The sequence below is a fragment of the Pedobacter psychrodurus genome (assembly GCF_004331735.1).
GTDB lineage: Bacteria > Bacteroidota > Bacteroidia > Sphingobacteriales > Sphingobacteriaceae > Pedobacter > Pedobacter psychrodurus.
This window is the reverse complement of sequence record NZ_SJSO01000003.1, coordinates 205,381-225,492: the sequence shown is the minus strand read 5'-3', so window position 1 is coordinate 225,492 and position 20,112 is coordinate 205,381. Positions and strand designations below refer to the sequence as shown.

Annotated in this window: 6 protein-coding genes; 2 read left to right on the top strand and 4 right to left on the bottom strand. The window is 40.3% G+C overall.

Features of this window, described 5'->3' with window-relative positions:
- Positions 1-420: 420 nt before the first annotated feature.
- Together EZ456_RS04435 and EZ456_RS04430 are read left to right on the top strand one after the other, a co-directional pair.
- Positions 421-4,071, top strand: coding sequence for an AAA family ATPase (locus EZ456_RS04435; protein WP_131527701.1), 3,651 nt, complete (start codon positions 421-423; stop codon positions 4,069-4,071).
- Positions 4,072-4,078: 7 nt separating this feature from the next.
- Entirely contained in the window at positions 4,079-10,930 is a 6,852-nt protein-coding gene (locus tag EZ456_RS04430) for an AAA domain-containing protein (RefSeq protein ID WP_131527699.1), read from the top strand.
- 123 nt (positions 10,931-11,053) lie between these two features.
- Here EZ456_RS04430 and EZ456_RS04425 read toward each other — a convergent pair whose 3' ends face one another.
- The 4 genes from EZ456_RS04425 to dptH all read right to left on the bottom strand — a co-directional run bounded on the left by EZ456_RS04425 (position 11,054) and on the right by dptH (position 20,112).
- Complete coding sequence (locus EZ456_RS04425) at positions 11,054-11,452, bottom strand: DndE family protein (protein WP_131527697.1); 399 nt, start codon at positions 11,450-11,452, stop codon at positions 11,054-11,056.
- Positions 11,445-13,517 carry an AAA family ATPase gene (locus EZ456_RS04420; protein ID WP_131527695.1) on the bottom strand — a complete coding sequence of 691 codons (2,073 nt, stop codon included), beginning with the start codon at positions 13,515-13,517 and terminating at the stop codon, positions 11,445-11,447. Before EZ456_RS04420 ends, EZ456_RS04425 begins: the two co-directional genes overlap by 8 nt.
- Positions 13,517-14,839, bottom strand: coding sequence for a DNA phosphorothioation system sulfurtransferase DndC (dndC, locus tag EZ456_RS04415; protein ID WP_131527693.1), 1,323 nt, complete (start codon positions 14,837-14,839; stop codon positions 13,517-13,519). Before dndC ends, EZ456_RS04420 begins: the two co-directional genes overlap by 1 nt.
- A gap of 119 nt (positions 14,840-14,958) precedes the next feature.
- Entirely contained in the window at positions 14,959-20,112 is a 5,154-nt protein-coding gene (gene dptH, locus EZ456_RS04410) for a DNA phosphorothioation-dependent restriction protein DptH (RefSeq protein ID WP_131527690.1), read from the bottom strand.

Below are 20,112 nucleotides of genomic sequence, written 5' to 3'. Positions count from 1 at the left end.
TGTTTATTTATATATTTTATTAATTTGCCGGAGTCTATGCCACATGATTATTAAAAGGCTAAAGGTTTGAAGTTTCATTAGCAAATTATATATTTAACTTGAATTTAATTCCTAAAAAATTAACGCTTATGCCTCTTACAACACAAAAGAATATCCGGAAGATTGATTATTTACTCATTAGTAATGATCAAATCTACTTGTCCAGATAAAACCTCTACCAGTTCTAAAAAGCTATTTATAAATAAAGGGGTTAAAAAGCAATCTTGAATTAGCTAATGTTTATTCCTTTAAGTTAGGTGTATGCAAACAATCGTATAACAAGAGCCTGTTTATATCTGCGATTTTAAAGATAAGTACATCCAAACAACACCTAAAAAATAGCTACTTCTAAATTAAAAACTCAACGAGCGCAAGTTAAATATGATCAAACATTTATCGATCCGGATCGCATGGCATGACAATGCCTGGAATGGAAAAATATGCCTTCATCCATCGCAGAACACATATTGTATTCATCTACCAAGAATATTAAAAGAAAAAAAAGATCAACTGGAAGATCTACACGCAAATAATGATTGGGCGTCCCTACCAGAGGGATTTCTTCCTCCGTGTCAAGCAGAGGGCGGCGCATTTATGAATATAAACCCTTATTCAAGGATGTTTAATCATCCTTACAATAGAAAAGGGAAAGATATTCCACACTCCGCCCTAAAGCCAACACCAATAACGGTTCCCGCATTTAGCAGTTTTGCAGTCCCGTTTTGGTGGATGCTAAAAATCAATCAAAAAGACATAAAATCCTCCTATCCCGATCTTCCAACTGATGATATTTCACCATTCAATTCTTCCTGGGTGTATGGGCCAAAGCTGCAAAACAAATTACTTGAGCGCTTTTTTGAACCAGTTAAAGAAAAATCTTCACTAGCTATTTACTATGTTAAAGGAGCAAATCCAATAGATGAAAACAGCAAACGGCTGATTGCTGGAATTGGCAGTATCATAAAAAAATCATCTGTACTCCGTTATGACAGCACTGCCGACTATACCTATCCTATGTGGGACAGGATGATCAGCCACGGGATTCGGCCAGATGAGCCAACGAGTCAGGGAATATTGCTCCCATACCATGCTTATTTGAATCTTCCGGAAGATTTTGTGCTAAAAAACAAAGACGGGAAGAAAACGAAATATGAGTTACTTGACGAAATCAAACTAACGCTTCAGGATACCGGAAGCAGGCAGGAAATAATCGAGGAATTTGCCTACGGTACCGAATGGGTCAATGACAGCACACTTCTATCTGTTTTGGGCAAACTGCGTACAGTTATTGAACGGATCATAGAACATGGTATTGTCAAAGGTTATTGGAGGGAACATTTGACTTGGATCGACCGTGAGATTGGAAAGGTTAAAGAGAATATGGGGCCATTTCCTTCTTTTGCAAGTGCACTTTTGGCTTTTGGATTCCAACAAGCTAATCTATTGGAAGAGGATCTCAGAAATGAACATGGATTAGGAATCAAAGACAATCCTTGGGATGCCTGGAAAGATGCCATATACGGTAAAATTAATTTACGTATGAAAAGCTATGGAAAAGATCTTCCCCATATGCAAGCAGTATGGCTGGATGAAAGTAGTGAACGGATAGAACTGTTACAACTTCTATCACGTTTTGAATTAAGCGATAAACAGATCACCAAATGGTTCGCACCTGCTCACCGGTCGAAAATTGATAAAACAATAAGTAACCAATCAATCCTACTGAATCCTTATTTAATTGCTGAAGAAGATCCTGGAGATCAGGAACACTTTCCTATCTCAGTGGAGAGTATTGATAATGGCATCTTCGAAGACCCTGCAGTCCAGGGGCTGCACATACCGTCCCCTCCCCAATTAGTAGGTTCATTTCTTGATCCCAGGCGCATCAGGGCTTTGATCTGTATGATTTTGAAAGACGCCGCTACTAACGGCGACACATTATTATCTATAAATGAGATCAATGAAAGATTAACACGATTAACTTTACAGCGCAGCACAATCATCCCCGAAAATTACATAAACGCCAACCTTGACTTTATTAAAGAAAAACTTGATTCATTAACTACATCCCAGGCCCAGTCCCTGCAGCTTAAAAAATATGCGGATATAGAAACATTTTTCCGAAAAACTTTTATTGCACGAGCCAAACGAAAACTAGCCCCTTTAACCGAGGATTGGGAACTGCTCATCCGAGATACACTGGCCCGCAATGGCAAAACTACCGATGCAAGCAATTCGAGGCACAGGGCTGCATTAACGGACCAGACAAATGCATTAAAACAGGTAACCGAAAGTAAGCTGTCCGTTCTACTTGGTCCCGCAGGAACTGGAAAAACCACTGTAATGGGCGCCCTGTTTGGCAGCGTACAGCTCAAACAGGAAGGAATTCTTTTACTGGCACCAACCGGTAAAGCAAGTATAAAGTTGGGAAATATGGCAAGTACACATGCGTACACAATAGCTCATTTTTTGACCAGACAAAACCGGTTTGACTGGGATCTGCTCAAACCAAGATTCACTGGATTATCATTGTATCAAGGTGAACAGAATGTGGTTGTTGATGAATGTTCAATGCTAACTGAAGATGACTTATATGCACTTTTACAGGCCTTGGACCTAGCTCATGTAAAAAGAATCATTCTGGTGGGCGACCCTTATCAGTTACCACCTATTGGCGCCGGGCGCCCCTTTGCAGATCTTTGTAATTATTTAGAATCACTACAAATTGAGGACAAAAACTTCACAGCACAATCAGCACTTGCCCGTCTTAATGCATTGGTACGCACAGTAGAAGGGGCAAATTCAGACTCCCTTACCCTTGCATCCTGGTTTTCAGGTATTAAGCCAACGAAAAATGCAGACAGCATTTTTTCCAAACTGGGTAATAACGCATTGATGAACGATCTGGAAATCCAATGCTGGGCGGATGATTCTGAGCTGATGAAAAATCTGGTCTCAGCCACCAAAAAACTGATTAGCGGAGGAAGCGGTGAAGAAATAAATCAATTTAATGAGTTTATAGGGGTTACAAAAGGGAATATTGATACATCCAAGATTGAAGCATTCCAGATCCTTACACCCGTAAAAAATCCTTATTGGGGTACATTTAGCCTAAACAGAATTGTGCAAAGTCAGTTCAGGTTGCCAACAAAAGACTCCGTTATGATCGGGGAAAACCGCATGATGCATTTTGATAAGGTCATCCAGAAACGGAATGAACGCAAGGAAAGTTTTCCTGGTAACGAAAAACATCCTATTTCGAATGGCCAGTTGGGGGTAATCGCGAACATTGCAAAAGGCTATGCTAATGTATCCTTCACTGGTATAAAAAACGGACTGACTTTTGGTTATAAGTCACAGGGTAACGAGGGAGAAGATGCAAATATTGAGTTGGCTTATGCCATTACTATCCACAAAAGCCAGGGCAGTGATTTTGATTATGTCTTTCTGGTAATCCCGAAATCTGGCCGAATCATTTCCAGAGAGCTAATTTACACGGCCTTAACCCGGGCAAAAACCAAACTGACCATATTCGTTGAAGGTGACAATCCACATTGGATTATAAATCTCTCTAAACCACAATATTCAGAGACTGCGAAACGAAATACAAATATTTTTTCACATTCGGTAAGGGATGCCCGTTCACATGTTCCATATGTTGAAGGCCTCATCCATAAAACCAAACAAGAGGGACTCATGGTCCGCAGTAAATCGGAAGTCATTATTGCGAACGAACTTGAATACCGTTTATTGCCTTTTGAATATGAACGACAATATACCGGCAAAAACGGAGAGAAAAGAATTCCTGATTTCAGCTTTACTGATTCAGCTGGTGATTTGATCATTCTAGAGCACTTAGGTATGCTGTCCGTTCCCGGCTACCGCGCGGATTGGGAGAAAAAAAAGCAGTTTTATTTAGATAATGGCTTTATAGAAGGTGAAACTCTTTTCATTACCACGGAAAGTGAAGCCGGTGGAATAGATTCTAAAGCAATAGAGCGGATTATAGACCAGATTGAAGAATTATTATAACTAAAAAATGAAAATAAAAGATATACGCCAATTCAGGACATTTTACAAAGATAAAATCAGAGAAACCAAGGATCCCAACAGGGATGAGCACTTTGTCGGTGCCCAGATCAGAACAAAAGACGGGAAATCCGTATTCGGGTTTTTTGACCTTTATCATGGGGACAAGGTGAAAGAAGTTGTCGGGGGCATCAAAGGTTTCCTGGAAGGATTTTTGGAAATGGCCCAGGATGCCCAGGCAGTTTATGAATTCATGCAAAATGCGGTTGACGCAGACAGCACACATTTTACGATGATCTGGGGCCAGGATGAAGATGGCAAGTATTATTTACTTGTACTCAATAATGGTAAAACTTTTGATTTTCCCTCGATCAGATCAATCCTCAATGTTGGGGTTTCAACCAAAAAAGCCGAAGATCATACCATTGGAAAGTTTGGAATTGGTTTCAAACTTGCACATCGGTTAGTTGGAAAAGATAACGGAATTGATGAGCTGTTGAATAAAAACTATGGGCCGATCCTATTCAGTTGGCAAAATTCAGATATCAAGCAGTTAATGAATTCTGACACCGCTACGATACCTACTGAACAAACCTACAATATTATTCCTAAAGATGAAGGTGATCCAGATTATCTGATTGAGGGTGAAGAACCATGGCTGTTTAAAATTCTAATCACCAATTTTCCGACACAGCCGGATGAAAAAATCCGTGATGCCCATTATGTGGAGAGGCAGGATGCGCTGACCAAAAATGATGTTGATAAGCTCCGCTTCTGGCTCAACAAACATAAAGACCAGATTCCGATGAAAAGTTATCAGACAGGGTCTTTATTCTTTTTGAGACTTGGTGAAGATAAAAGCATCCGCCTGGAAGATGAAAACCTAAGGGAAGGTATCCGGTTTTCGCTATCGATACTCAACCATTCATCAGCCTCAAATACAAGGGGGCTGAACCAGGTCCACCTAAACGGAACAGATATAGAAAATGCACCGCTTAGCTTCGAAGACCTGCGGATTCAAAAACTATCTCCTGAATACAATTATATCAGATTTGGGAAAGAAGAAAACCTAAACGATGATGAGCTTTCAACAGCGGAGAAAGACACTGACATCCAGTTATTGCTGGGTTATACCGATTATGTAACAGCAGTAAACCTGATTGATAATGTACCTAACTTTTATCTTTTCTTTCCATTAAGCGAGGAAAAACATAAACTCAGGTTTATACTTCATTCAAACGCTTTTTATAAAAAATCAGCCAGAACATCCCTGCATGCTGATCCGTTGAATGAGCGTTTGTTGGAGGTCTTTGCCAAACGTTTGATAGAGAAAATGTCGATTTGGTCAGAATCGGATGAACCTGGTGACCGGGAAAAATTCATTACCCTTTACCCCAATCTCCTGCTCTCTGCAGAAAGTGAAGACCATGACCGCAAATGGATCAATGAACCCTTGGTGGAACAGCTCTATAGCTATTTGAAAAGCAACATTCCTGTTGTTAATGCCAGTGGCGGTTACAAGATGGCAACCGATCCTGATAATATCCGGATCAGGAAAACACAGTTGAATCTGAACAACAAAGAACTGGGGATGGATTTTGAATGGTTTTACTGGGGAGATGATGAATTGCTGAAGGTTCCTGTAGATGAAATACTTGAAATTGAAAAGTTTGATGTGCTTGACCTCCTCTCCATTGCAGGATCCTCTGCTAAAATAAACCAGGCACTGCTCACTGATCCGGCAATCCGTGTAACATTAATCAAGGAAATCAATGAACAGATCCAGAATGTAACTGGAACAAATACGCAGACGGAGATTTTTAAGGATAACTTTCACGACCTGAACCTATTTGAATTTCAGGACGGCAATGTAAAAAGTATCAATAACCTCAAAAAAGATAATATTGAACATACTTATCTATTACTATTCGCCGAAATTGAAACTATACAGCCCTATCTGGAAAAAGCTGGTTTCATTACAACCAAGGATTCACTTGCGGTATATTCCAACATCCAGGATTTTATCCGTAAACGACAGTCAATCGATTATAACGATTACAAGGTCCTGAATGAATTTTTGAGTTTCAAATTTGAGAAAGCTTCCTTTAATCCCGAAGAAAAGCATATGATCTGTAAAGTGCTCGAACAGGCTAAAGATGGGGAGAATGAATTGGAGCGAAATCAGCGTATGTCCGTACTGAGGTTATTTTCAAACCAGCAAGGGGACATCGTCGCCCTGGAAAATATGCTGATCAAGCCTTTTAAACCATGGCAAGCCCCACTGGCCATTTCAGCTGCAGAAGATAAAGATTATCTCCATCGTTATATAGTGGATACAGAAAATGAATCATTTACAGATGTAGTCATTCCATTGTGGAACAAGTTGATCCTGGACCCCCAAAAATTGATCCGTAAAGACCTGCGATCTTTTTATAGGGACATTACAGCATATCAGGAAGCAATCAAACAAAATCAATCACTTTCGGGCGCAGTTTTTATTCCTTTGGATAATACATTTGTTGCTGCCTCAGAACAAATTTTTTATCAGCCCGAGTGGGAAAAATTATCAAAAGGACAATATATCGATTTAACCAAACTATGGAAACGGTTATTTGGTCATGAGCTACCCCAGCACGAAGCACTGCCTTATCTTAAACATTCCCCATTTACCCTCAGCATTTCAGAATCTTCAAATCTGGGTTTAAAGGCAAGAAACCAGCTCAGTCTGGAGGAAGTACAACTGCTGGCCATCGCATCGCATCTTGCAGGGATCGATATCTTTGATGAAATCTACATTTTCCAGACCGGTAAAGTTTTTATGGTGGATAAAAGAAAGAATGGTCAGGATACGGTCTGGTGTGGAAATAATGTGCTGCTAAAAACACATATCATCAATTTTCATCCAGAATTATCCATTGCTCCAGAGATTGCAGAACTAAAACCGCTCATTGCCAGGAGTGAAAGTGATCTGGCAAATTATCTTATCGAAAAATGGGATGGAAAAGAAGGGGATTTTAATACATCACTACTGGAAGTCATTACCACCGAAGATGCGGAAGTCAAAATTGCTTACCTAAACAAATTTGGAACAATTGACTTAGATATTGAGACCATGCGTGGGTTAAACATGCTCGCCAATATGGTCAAGGTCGCACTCACAGTTGATGCACAGGATGAGCGTCCGGGTGCCATTCTTAAAGAATCCCTAAAAGTCATTACGGGCGAAAAATCCTTCACGCTAAATGATGTCATCAATCTTGGAGGAGATACGATCTATTTTCAAAAAGAAGAATACATGATCAAAATATCCGGGATATTTGAAAGCGAAGAAACCGGTAACGCAAAATTTGTGGACAGTATAATAGAAGAACTTAATCAAAGGCACCAGTACGATAAACCCAGACTCAACCAACTTTTTGAAATCCGTCAATCTCCGGATAAATCCGATATACTTTCAAAACTGGAGCATGTACATGCCAATACCGGCTATCTGGAAAATGCAGAACAAGTTGCTTTTTTACTTTTGTATTCAAAATTCGAAGAACCTGAATTAGACCTAAGCAAGTACAGTCTGTTTACCCAGCTTGAACCAGTAGTCTTTGAAGGTTCTTTCGGTTTATCCCCAGATGTTTTTGATCTATTTGAACCGGACTTATATATTGACCAACAATACAGGGGCCTTCAGGCTCTATTAAAATTGGGATCTTTTCAGCCCTTTTTTAAAACGCGGAACGTCAGCCTATTTCTTTATCCGGTAATTGAAAATGGAACACTATTGGGACCGGAAATATCCCGGGACCTAACAGATGATCAACAGATTCAGTTTCTGGAATTTCTTTTAAAACAGGGCCGCATCTTTGGTACCATAAAGACAAGCCGTCCCTTAACAGATATTTTCGGATTTGATCCCGGTCTAAAAGTGGCCACAAAGTTTGCCTGGAGAGCTGATGAACTCCTTCCCGATCACATTTTTAAATGGAACAAACGTGAACCAGATGGCACCATATTAAAACAAAAGAGGGAACTTTTGGTTGCCTTGGGTGTTAATTTTGACTGGTCGCCGATCAACAAATTAAGATCTGCACTGATTGAAGAACCAGAATTGCTCAGCCAGCTTGAACAGATCGAACTGATCCACCTTCATCTGCTTGCCAACACTATCAAACTTCTGATCAGCCTGGATGAAAATCTGCTGCTGCATCCTCAAGTTGCCAACTATCACATTTTAAAAACGATAATTAAACATTGCATTCAGAATACGTCTTCAGAACTACCTATACCCATAAATCCGGAAAGTGACGGTTCCAACCGGTTTTGGCGTGTGCAATCGGATATTTATTATTATGACAGCCTAAGTCAGCAAGAGCTCAGCAGTTACCCCGTCAGCATACAGGAACTCATGGACATACCGGGGTTTAAAATCTATGATGCCACATTCTGGGGGGAGAGCCCAACTTTTAAAAGCGGGATGCTAGAAATTGAAATCGAAAGGGTGACAAATGAGCAAGAACTAAGCAATGCGCAAGAGTGGTCGGACCCCTTTTATACCGACTGGCAAAAAGAACACCCAGAGATTAAACTGTTTTATTTCAGTGGAAGGCAGGATGATCTATATATAGATGGTGAAAAGATCAAAACAATCGCGACAGATGAATATCATTTCAGTCCGACAAAAATATACTGCCCAAGGAAATTCAGTTTTGCGGCACACCTAGAGAAAATGAGTTACCAGCAATGGTTACCTCAAAATGCACTTGATGAATTGGAAGAGTGCTTCAATGCGCACAATATGAGGATCATGGACATCCTGAACAACCAGGATCTGGATGAAGATATACTGAAACAGATTGCGGAAAGAAGAAAAGAACTCGAGACAATAGCATATCGGAATGAACTTCGAACGAGTCTTCAACGGGATACGTATAGCTACAAATGGTTCCGGGATTTTATTGAACTGCAGACCCTTCAGGACAGTAGTTCAGACAGGTTTGCAACGGAAAAAGAAATCCAGTTTTTCGCTGCAGCACGTGAGCCCGGTTCCGAAAAGCTTATCAGACTGAAAGACCCCAACCGCACGGTAACCCCCACCATTGAATACTGTACCCAGTTTAGAGCTATCATTACCTTTCAAAACGGCAGGGAAACAGAGATTGAAATTCAGGATGTTTCCAAAAAAGGGCAGGTAGTACTAGCTATGGTTAAAAAAACCGCCCAGCTTGAAAATATTGACTTCAATAATATCAAAAGGATAACCTTGCATTTCTCCCGCTCAATAGACTTACTGGGGAGGCTTCTTGCAGCTTTCAAACATATCGCAGCAGCCAATGAATGGGAAGAAAATTACAACTTAAAGGATAACCTACCCGCTGATATCAAATTTATTTTTGGTCCCCCTGGAACCGGTAAAACAACCAAAATAGCAGAACGGGTCATAGAGATCATTGAAAAAAGTTCAGGTATGAAAATTCTGATCCTTACTCCTACCAACAAAGCGGCGGACGTATTGGTAGAAAGGATCCTGCAGCATTCTACAGACCCTGCCTGGCTGGTCAGGTATGGATCAAGTTTCTCCAGGATCATACATGATGCGGGTATATTGTATGATTCCAACACTTACATGCACGATTTAATGAGCAGCTGTGTGCTGGCTACTACTATCCACCGCTTACCCTATGAAGAATTTATTATTGATGCAGATGGTGGTACGGCAAGAATCGCAGATGTACACTGGGATTATGTGATTTTTGATGAATGTTCAATGATTCCATTAACATATATCGCTTATGCCATCCATCAGTGTACTGCAAACCTTGAAAACAGAGAAACCAATTACTGGATCAGCGGTGACCCTTTGCAAATCCCGCCTGTGGTAGACCTTGCGGACGAAGATATCCCAGAGGGCTTCAATAAAGAAGAAAATATCTATACTATGATCGGACTGGACAGTTTTGATGAGACGGAACAGTCCCATATTCCTGTCTACGGTAATAAAATTGAAAATTTGAGGATACAATACCGGAGTGTAGAACTCATCGGATCATTATTTGGAAAATATAGTTATGGGGATAAGCTCGACCATGCCCGTGCTGATTATACAGATGGCCGGGAATATTCCAGAAAATTACCTGAAGCAATTAAAAATCTCGGGATTAAACCAATCACCCTTCTACGTTTTCCGGTAAATAATGAAGATTCAGTGTATAAGCCTGCCAAGCTTGCCAAAAGCCCTTACCAGCTTTATTCTGCAATCTTAAGTTATGAGATCATCAGATACCTTGAAAAACATGTAAACCGGGAAGAACCATGGACGGTAGGTATTGTATGTCCGTACCGGTCGCAAGCTACACTGATCAATAAAATGATCGAATCACTGGACCTGGGAGATCATTTAACGGTTATAATTGATACCGTCCACGGATTTCAGGGGGATGAATGTGATATGATATTTTTCATTGTCAACCCGCCGAATTATAGCATTTCACATCCGGGCTACAATGCTTTCATTCATAAAAAATTTCTGATCAACGTTGCCATCAGCCGTGCAAGGGATTATCTGGTTATCTTTTATCCAGATGAGAATACAGACGGAATCCGTAACCTTCAACAGATCAACAGAAATTCTCCGGGTAGCCTTGAATCAATTTTGCATGGAGAGATGGGAATAGATTTAAACAAAATCACCATTTATAGTAAGGATATAGAGCAGAAAATATTTTCCGAGCAAAAACATATTGAAAACAACATTTTCACCAATCGGCACCAACTGGTGAACATTTATGCCGAGGCACAAAAGAAATATGTTGTGAGGGAAAGCTATAATGCCATTGATATACACTTCAGGACGGAAAGTGAAGATGAATAAACAAAGCATTTAATGGATCAGGGGGAGAAATCCCCCATCTATTTTAGCCTGAAAACAAAAACGTAAACTATAAACTGAATATCCTGTTTTGAAGGGAAATTGATAGCCCTCCCTACAGATGTCTTAGCTTACCAGATGTCTAAGCCCAATTTCAACTTGATTGATCATAAAATCATTACCAGAGATAGAATTTTTATTCTCTACCTCATCATAAATACCCTGCAATCCATCGTCAATATGCATTTTTATATATCTTGAAATATCCTTGTCGGTTTTATAGATATCATAGTGCACACAGACCAAGGCTACGTAGAACTCGGCATAGTCGCCAAAAAGAACTTTCACACTATACTCTTTACCTGAGGAATCCTGGATCTGTGAAAGATCCATTAATTTCTCTTGGGACAGGGAATATGTAAATGCCAACCTGGCGATCACATTCTCAGCACCTAAATTCAGCTTGTTGGTCAATTTGGTCACCAGATCCTTATTGGCCCTTGAAGTTTTGATACTGCTAAACATGATTCAGGGTTTGGTTCAGATGCAAAAATAATTCATTTGGATTTACTTCCGTAAATTTTGATTGGTACTTAACATTCTGTTCGATCAGATAAGCCCGCCCAACCTGTGGAAGCAACCATTGATATTCTTCCTCATTAAGTTCTTTTTGAAGTAATGGAAACAGCACCACTTGATCTGCGATATGGGGGTAAAACTCTTTTATGATATTTTTTGAATGTTGTTTGTCGAACTTTTGTAAGGGGCTATCAATAAATACAGGGAAATGAATATTCGATTCCTGAATCAAAGCAGTTAATAATGCTGTAGCATAAAGCTGCTGCTCCCCTTTTGACAACATATCTTTTTCGATCAACTGGTTATGCTGATCAAAGAGGTCAATGTCGATCAAATCACCTTGAATGCTTACATTCACGCTGCCAACGAAATTACTTTTGTGCATTAACCTATTCAGCTCAGTATGGATATTGTTTTCCAGGGAAGTTTTTTTCTGTAGCTTTAGTTTTAAGATAAACCGGTCCAGGTTATTGATTGTCCGCTCTGCGACCAAATCTTTTTTATGATCCGCATCCTCCAGTCTAACATGTTTGGAAAGTTCTGAAGTCTGTCTTAAAAGGGACTGATTATCTGTGTTTAATCCAGAAATACGTGCCTGAAGCCTGTCAATATCATTTTCTAACTGTATGATTTCTGCATCCGCCTGAAGCTTTTTTTGACGTATCGCACTCACTACAGTATCCTTTTCCTTGGATTCGGCATCCTGTAATTTACGATTAACCAGATTATAATTACTCTGGATCCGTTTCTGGTCCGCTATGAGTTGTTTAAAATATTTGCTGAATGAATTAATAAGGTTATCATAAATGCTCAGGAACCTATTCTGTTGATCGGAACTAAAGTCTAAAAGTGCTTTATGGTTTATATTAGAATCAGGCATCAAAGTTCTTTCAATCAATTGCAGCAATGCGCCTTTTTTTCCTGCAGGAATTTCCAATGCTTCCGACTGGGACTCGAGTAGGGATTTGATCATACCGAACTTCTGGGTAAGCAGTGTCTGGGACATTGCGCTCTGTGTGAGTTCGGTTTCGAGCTGTTTTTTTACCTTGAGCACATTTGCAGCAGCAATGGCGAATGGGGCAAGTTCCAGAAGATCATTGAACAATGTTTTAGTTTTGGAAAGTTTTCCAACTAGGTCCTGTTGGGATTCCCGGAGTGCCTTGAACTGATCGATGGTCATTCCAGATCCCTCACGGATCAATTGTTCCTGATACCGGTCGGATACCATTCTTTTCTGAGCCAAAAGATCTGACTTTTCGCTGATTTCATCCTGGTTTAAAACAAGTAGTTTTTCATTCTGGACAAGCTGGCTCTGTAGTTTAGAAAGTTTGTCCCGATCGCTTTTACTTGCAGATTTATTCCTGAGCCTCATTCTTACATTCTCTAAGTTGACCTTTAGATCAGTGTATTTTTTGATGCCCAGCACTTCAGCATAGGCCTGGCTTAGAAATTTCTTTTCATCAGCGGTCTTAATATCCGATAGGGAAACAATTTTTTCCGCATCGAAAAAGAAGAACTTGGCAATTTCCTTGGGCAGGATAAAATCATTTATAAATATTTCCGGACCAACACTTTTGGTTAGTTCATTCGTAATTCCATCTATCAGGATTTCTACATCTTCCTGACCTGTTTCGATATTATAAGATCGTTTGATCTGTACCTGTTCACAGGGAACAGAAGGAATCAAGAGTTTAGTAAAACTAAGGGTTACGCTAAATACTTTTGTCGAAATCTGCTCAGTGGTACTACTGATTGCAAGTTTATTCATTAGTTTCTCGCAATACCTTCTATACCCCCCAGATTCACTGATTTCCTGCCGATACCTTAGATCAACATCTACAATTAACTTTCCATACAGTCCCCAAACTAACCCGGTCAGGAAAGATGTTTTTCCAAATCCATTGTTACCTGCAACTATTGAAATATGGCGGTTTTTATCACCTGCCAGAACAACAGGGTTGTTGCCATAATAGACCCTGAAATTATTAAATATAATTTGCTCAATAAACATTATTGCTTATTTAATCGGGTATGATTTTCTAAATGATTTTCAATATCATGATGTAGACCATAATTATTGACCAGAATATATCTGGATTTCTGGATTTCAAGAAGTTCGTTGATCAAATCAAAATCCTGTTGATTATCGCAGATTTCTTTAAGGATTTCTTTTTCAAAAACCTCCTGATTGTTAAAATCAGAACGGTCTAAATCAGTACCATAAACCTTATTGTAAATTTCAGCCACACTGTAGTTGAAGATCGAATCGCGGTGCCAGGTTACCTGTATTGCTACCAGTTCCTGATAATTGATAATGACCAGGTCAGTTTCGGTTTTTTGTACCTCCCGCTGCGCTTCCAAAAGGATTTGAAGCATTTCTGCACGTTTCTGAGGAATGTAAGGTCCCCAGCGCTCTTCATCTTCATCTTCCTCATTTTCATTCCTTCCCCATTTCTGGCGCCATTCCCGGTTGTTGCGGTTATCCTGTAACATATCCCTAAAATCCGCCAGTGGCTCCATCCATTCCTCCCCGTTATCGATCAGGGCATCCATTGATTTATCCTTTTTTACAACCGTGCATACCCAGCAGCCAAAGCGGCTGTTGCCACAGCTCGGGGTAGTCTTATCCAGCACTAGGGGACAATCACCTCCTGTTGCATTGTTATATAGGGTAATCAGATTGCGGTGTGTTCCGCCCCAAGGTGGATTGACCTGAAGTAAATAAGGCCACAACTCCTCGGTAAGCACCTCTTTAATTGGGGCAAATACAAATGCATTGGGCAGAACATGTTTCTGAAGGCGTTCGCCATTTATATGTATTTTACTTTTTTGGATGCTCCTTGCACGGGACGAACTTTCATCACTCCGGGTACCCAAAAGAATAATTGCCTCACCTACTTCACTGATTGTCGATTTAATAAATTCGGTAGTGGGGTTAATTTTCAGTCGGTCTGTACACCACCTGAAAGAATTGTTCGGCGCGGGGTATCCCTTGCCCAATAAATTTACCCAAAAAGTATCTTCAAGTTTAGGCGTTGTCTGATGAACAGTTAATGGCAATCCCTGCCTGGCTGCTTCTGTCTGGATCGCATCCAGAGTACGGTGAATAAACTGCGCAATTTTGGGATTCTCCACCAATGTGTCGTTACAAACTACAAAGATCCTGCGCGTACGGAGTTCTATAGGAATCTGGAGCAATGCCAGCCATACCACCTGTAATAACATTGTGGAATCTTTACCGCCGGAAAAACCAATGATCCAGGGTCTTGGATTTTCATCTCCAAGATATTGATCCTTGATTTCCGAAATTATCCATCTTATATCTAATGCCATCGCCTCGGTTCGTTAAATTGAAAATACCGCAATAAGAAATACGGTATTGTCTTGCAAATTTAATATATATGTTGTTTATCCCATGTCACAATGTTCAGAATATTTCAAAATGTGGGAAACTACCTTACATATATCGCGCATTGTACCCTGATCATAACCCCACTTCCGTTCTTAAAAAGGGCATCCCCTTTCCCCGAAAGTGTTTCAGCACCCTGGTCGTCCAATATCACACGGCTATCCATCCCTGTCCTTACACGAAGTGCAATGACGCCGGGCAGATTTGATTTGATTGCCGAACTGACTATTGTTGCCAAAGGTTTTTGCGTAGCCAGGATCACATGAATTCCAGCTGCCCGTGCCTTTTGCGCCAAGCGTCTCAACAGTGTTTCTATAGTCACCTTGTTTGCAGGATCCTCATCCAGTAGATCGGAATATTCATCCAATACAATCAACCAACGAGGAATTCTTCGGTCCTGTTCCACCATATGATTGTATTCGATAATGTCTTTCGCTGCCCTTCCTGTGTTCTTCCACTCTTCTGTAAAAATCTGGTAACGATGTTCCATTTCCTCTACTCCTTTGGTGAGCAGGGAAATTGCTTCCAAAGAAGATCTGCCATTTGGTTCAGGTACATGGGACAGACGTTGAAAATCGATCAGTTCATTCCCCTTGGGATCAATCAGAAATATCTGTAATTCTTCTGGTGTATAAAATCTTGTTGCGCTGTGAATCAAGGTATCCAAGACAACCGATTTTCCGGAGCCAGTTGTACCGGCCAGAAGCAAATGGGGAGAATTGCTGGAAGAAAAGTTTATGCTTTGTACCTGCCCTTCAATGTCTGTTCCAAATGGCACCCTGAAATCGTCATTTTTCTCAAAAGAACTCCAGATGTGTGCTGTGGTAACCACGACCCTTTGTGACTCCTGTTTTGGAACCTCCAGCCACACTTTACCCAGATCGCTAAAAACCCTTACTGATTCGCCCTCACGGAGCTTTAATGCAATATTCAGTTCATCTACGTGACCTTTGATTTTTTTGATTGTAGTATTTGCAAATGGCAATATCTCCAGGCGATAAAACGCAGGACCTTCAATAAAATTAATTTCAGAAAGCAGTTGCTTAGAAATGCCTACGCCTATTGAATTTAATTTTTCATAAACAGCCAGGTAAGCCAGTTCCACATCCTGATGGGAAAGCTTATTAAAAATAAGTTTTTCAGCAACGGCTGGTTCGCTCTCTAAAATTTCTGGTTCCGGCACAACAGGTACTGACTGGTCTGTCTTAGGTTCCACGAAAGATGATACCGCCAAATCAGGATAACGTGACCTTAAAAGCTGTTCAGCATCAATCGGCGGGATTGAACCGTTAGCAAAAGATTCGTTTAAGGTTTCCATATCGTGTAAAAGGTAATCCAGTCCATCCCTTTTTAGCAGGGTGATCACTGCTGCATCATCCTGAAATTGTATTGATCGCGGTAAATAGCTTGAACTCCATTTAAAAGCAATTATACCAAATTTGTTGATGGCTGGATCCAGACCGGCACTTACTTCAAACTGATCCTGGAGCAATAGATGTCTTTGCTGGTCAATTTCCGCCCATCGGGAATTATATTCGGGCCAGATATCATAGAGTGCACATTTCTTCGCGCCAATAAGCATCAGTTTGACGAAAAAATTACGGTAAATCTGTGCAGATAGCTTTTCGCTATCAAAGAGAAACCTACGGATGAGATTTACAGTATTTAGCCCCTGTTTTTTTGCCTTTTCCAGCATTGTGGATTCCACATTTCCTATTTTGACCTCTATTGGATAAAAGTGAATTTTAAGTTCCCCATTTTTGTTTTCCAACCCGATCATCAATAAATCATCACTGTGTTCTCCGGATTCACCAAGGTTTTTGACCGAAAAAAGCCCATCACCTTTCCTCAGGCCAATTGCGCCGGAAACACGTAGGATTTCTTCCATGGATATAGGAACCCAGGTGATATCAGGGTGGTTTAGAAAAGCCATTGCAGTTTTAACTGCACTTAAAAGACTTAGTTTTTCCATCCGGTAGTAAGGACTGTTTTTACCCAGGCTGTTCATAGTCAACAGCCATCCTCCATTGATCGCATTGAACATTCCAATGATCTGGATGACCTTGTCATCAGGACGGTCTATCTTTTCCTCGCGGAATACCTCCTGAATAATTACCTTATAAGGATCCCATTTACCAGTAATGGTAATTGCATCGTACCCACTAGCATTGTTATATTGATCACTATAGTGAATAATGACCACATCTTTATAGGATTTAAAAAAACTCAGGTCAACTTTGGGCTCGATAAAGGTCACCCACTGGGATTTCTCATAAACCCGTTCCAGCCCTTTGCTAGCTTTTTTATTGATCACCAATGCTATCGCATTTGAAGAGTTAAACTGATGATCCGAGTTGGTCACATTAACCAACGCATTGAAAGAAGCGGCAAAACGAAGTAAATCATTTTGCTGCATATTGATACCTTCGGTTCCAAACCCTGTCCTAAAAGCCTCACGATCAAAGGTTGAAGGAACGTCAGCGAGCAATCCCCCAAGACTAATACCTGACGGTACCTGCCTCATATTATTGGCGGATTTTTTTACTTCTGCGGGCGAAAACTGGTAAAAAGACAAATGTGCATAATGATAATCCTTTTGATCATCATCAATCTTAAAAAATGTTACTTTTCTATTGTACAGATCCAAGAGTTCCTCTGGATCACTGATTGCCGAGAGTTTAAATTTAAAAGCCTGTTCAAGGGTTTTTAGATCATCATATAAAGTTAGTTCCTCAAATTTGGTCATATAACCCTTGGAACCGTAAATGGTGATCTCAATTCTCGGAGCGCCATCTGCATTACCCTGTTCCCTGCGGAAATACCTGGCATAAAATTGAAAAATACCAAGCAATATTTCCTTGGCATCACCCTGGTTAAAAAGATTAATCCTTAAACATGCCCTTTCACTTAAAAATAATGCCCGGAAATGTTTTAGAAACTGCTCGATTTTTTCATGGACCAATGCCGGTACGAAATGCTTGGTAACCTGTTGTGACGAGACTTCCTCAGAACAATAATATAGCCACTCAGCTGAATGGTCCTGTTCAAAGGGCTGGTAATAGAAATAAGCATCATCGTTTGGTTTTCTTCTCCCTTTTACATAAGGAACCAGATTTACAGGCCGCAATCTTTCAGACATGTAATCGGATAGCTGGTCATCACCAAGGGCTTCCCTTACCCTGAGCTGGTAAGCAATATTTAAGGGATGAAGGGGTGAAAATTTAAATAACCTTTCTCCGTCCAGCATTTCAATGGTTCCGATCCTCATCAGATCGTGTTCTTCCTTTGTCAATGCCTTATCTTCTTCGAGCGAAGAAAGTAATTCTAAAAAGAGGGTCAGATATTCTTTGTATAAATCCACAAGCTCCTCATCTGGAACTGTCAGACTCGGAAGCAATTCCCTGATTCTGAAATAGCCAATTATTTTTTTGTAAGCATCAATGATCTTTTCGCTAAAAACAACATCACTATTTGGCAGCAATTCATCATTACGCTCAAAAAAAGCCAGTTCCCCACTTGCGATCATTATTGATTCGTAGCGTAAATTCCTACGAAAATCATCCAAAGGGTAATACACACTTGTTGCCCGGGAAAGTGTTACCACCTCCTTATCTTTATTTGCATCCAAAGAGGAATTATACTTAAAAGACTCCGAACCAGACAACTTACTATTCCATAGCTCCTTTCCCGAAATATATTCAGGCTTTTTTACTTCCAAAGCCAGTTTTATCGGGAGTTCTGCCTGACCATAGGTGATTTTAAAGTTGACCTCTTCCTGTTCCTGCTCGGTTTGCAGGTCTTTGGCATCCAATACCAACGTCTGGTCCGAGGTAAGAATATAGCTTGCATCCTTTTTAAGTATATTCCTGAGTTCAGATTCCTGTCCGGAATTAAGTGTAATCCGCTCATGGGGTTCCAGTTCAATATGCCATGCCTTGTTCTTTACACGTAAATGGTAACTGGATTTCACGTTTGCAATAAGGTGTTCCCTGAAAGGTAAAATTAACAAAGTAAAAGCATGCCTTGCACTTCCACCAGGATGAACATAGCTAAAGCGCTTTAAAGTAGGTTTTTCAGGTTCTGAGAGTTGAATATTCCATAAAATCCTTTTACCGTTGATATCGAGTTCTGCAGGATTGATATTAAATTTTTCGCCCGCGATCCCATCTTTTTTCGGCCTATTGTCAAAAGTTAATGAAATATTTATCCGATGGTGCAGCTCGGAATTGAATACGATCAGGTGCCTCAGTCTTTTCTTCGCTTTCGTCTGCCCCTCTCCTTCACCCTCACCTTTATCCCAAAGAACCATAAGGTCGTCTGTGATCTGCCGGGCATCGGGAATATATTCCAAATCCTGAATCTTATCCTTCTCATCCCTAAATTTTTCAAGCTCGGTAAAATCATGGTCCAGCCAATCGGTACTGGACAAGGCTTCTACCCCCTTGGGACTAAAGGTCTTTTCAAGAATCTTCTCTGGTGTTCCGTATTGATGTGCCTGGTGAATTTCTTCAAACCATTTATCATTTTGCTCCAGGCGTTTCTTCATTTCTTCAGAGTCCTCTTTATATAAAGCATTGTCAGTAAACAGCCCCAATGCTTTATAATCACCAGCATCTAAAGTTCTTTTACCCAGGATTTCCAGGAAAATACTATAGTCAAAAAGTGAGTAGCTGTCATCATTGGTTTCACCAACCTGCTCGAGGCGGTAGCTTAAAACTGCCTTTTGAAAATTTTGAAAATGATCATCATTGGCAATACGTTCTTTAGTATTCGTTTTGATATAAGCTGAACTTAAAGGCATTCCCGCATCGGCTAAACTTTTGACTCCTCCAACAATGCTGTCCAGGGAAGTATCGTGTATAAATAGAATAGCTGAATCGGCAAACTGCTTAAATTTTTTATCTCCAGCCCTGTTACGCAGACCAGTAAGAAAATCAACAGCAATGCCAGGAGTATTTGCAGCTATGATAAGTTTAAACTGATTGAACTGTACAGCATATGATTCATAACCATGAAACTCAAAAGGAACTATCTCATAACCCTGGTCTGTGGCCGTACTCTCCATAATTTTATATTGATCAGTTACCTGATCTTCCTGCTCGTATCGGATATGGTACCGTTCACCGGGCTGAATGTAAGCGTTCTTGAAATAATTGAGTACAACTTCTGAAATGTAATAAAATATATGATCGGTCAT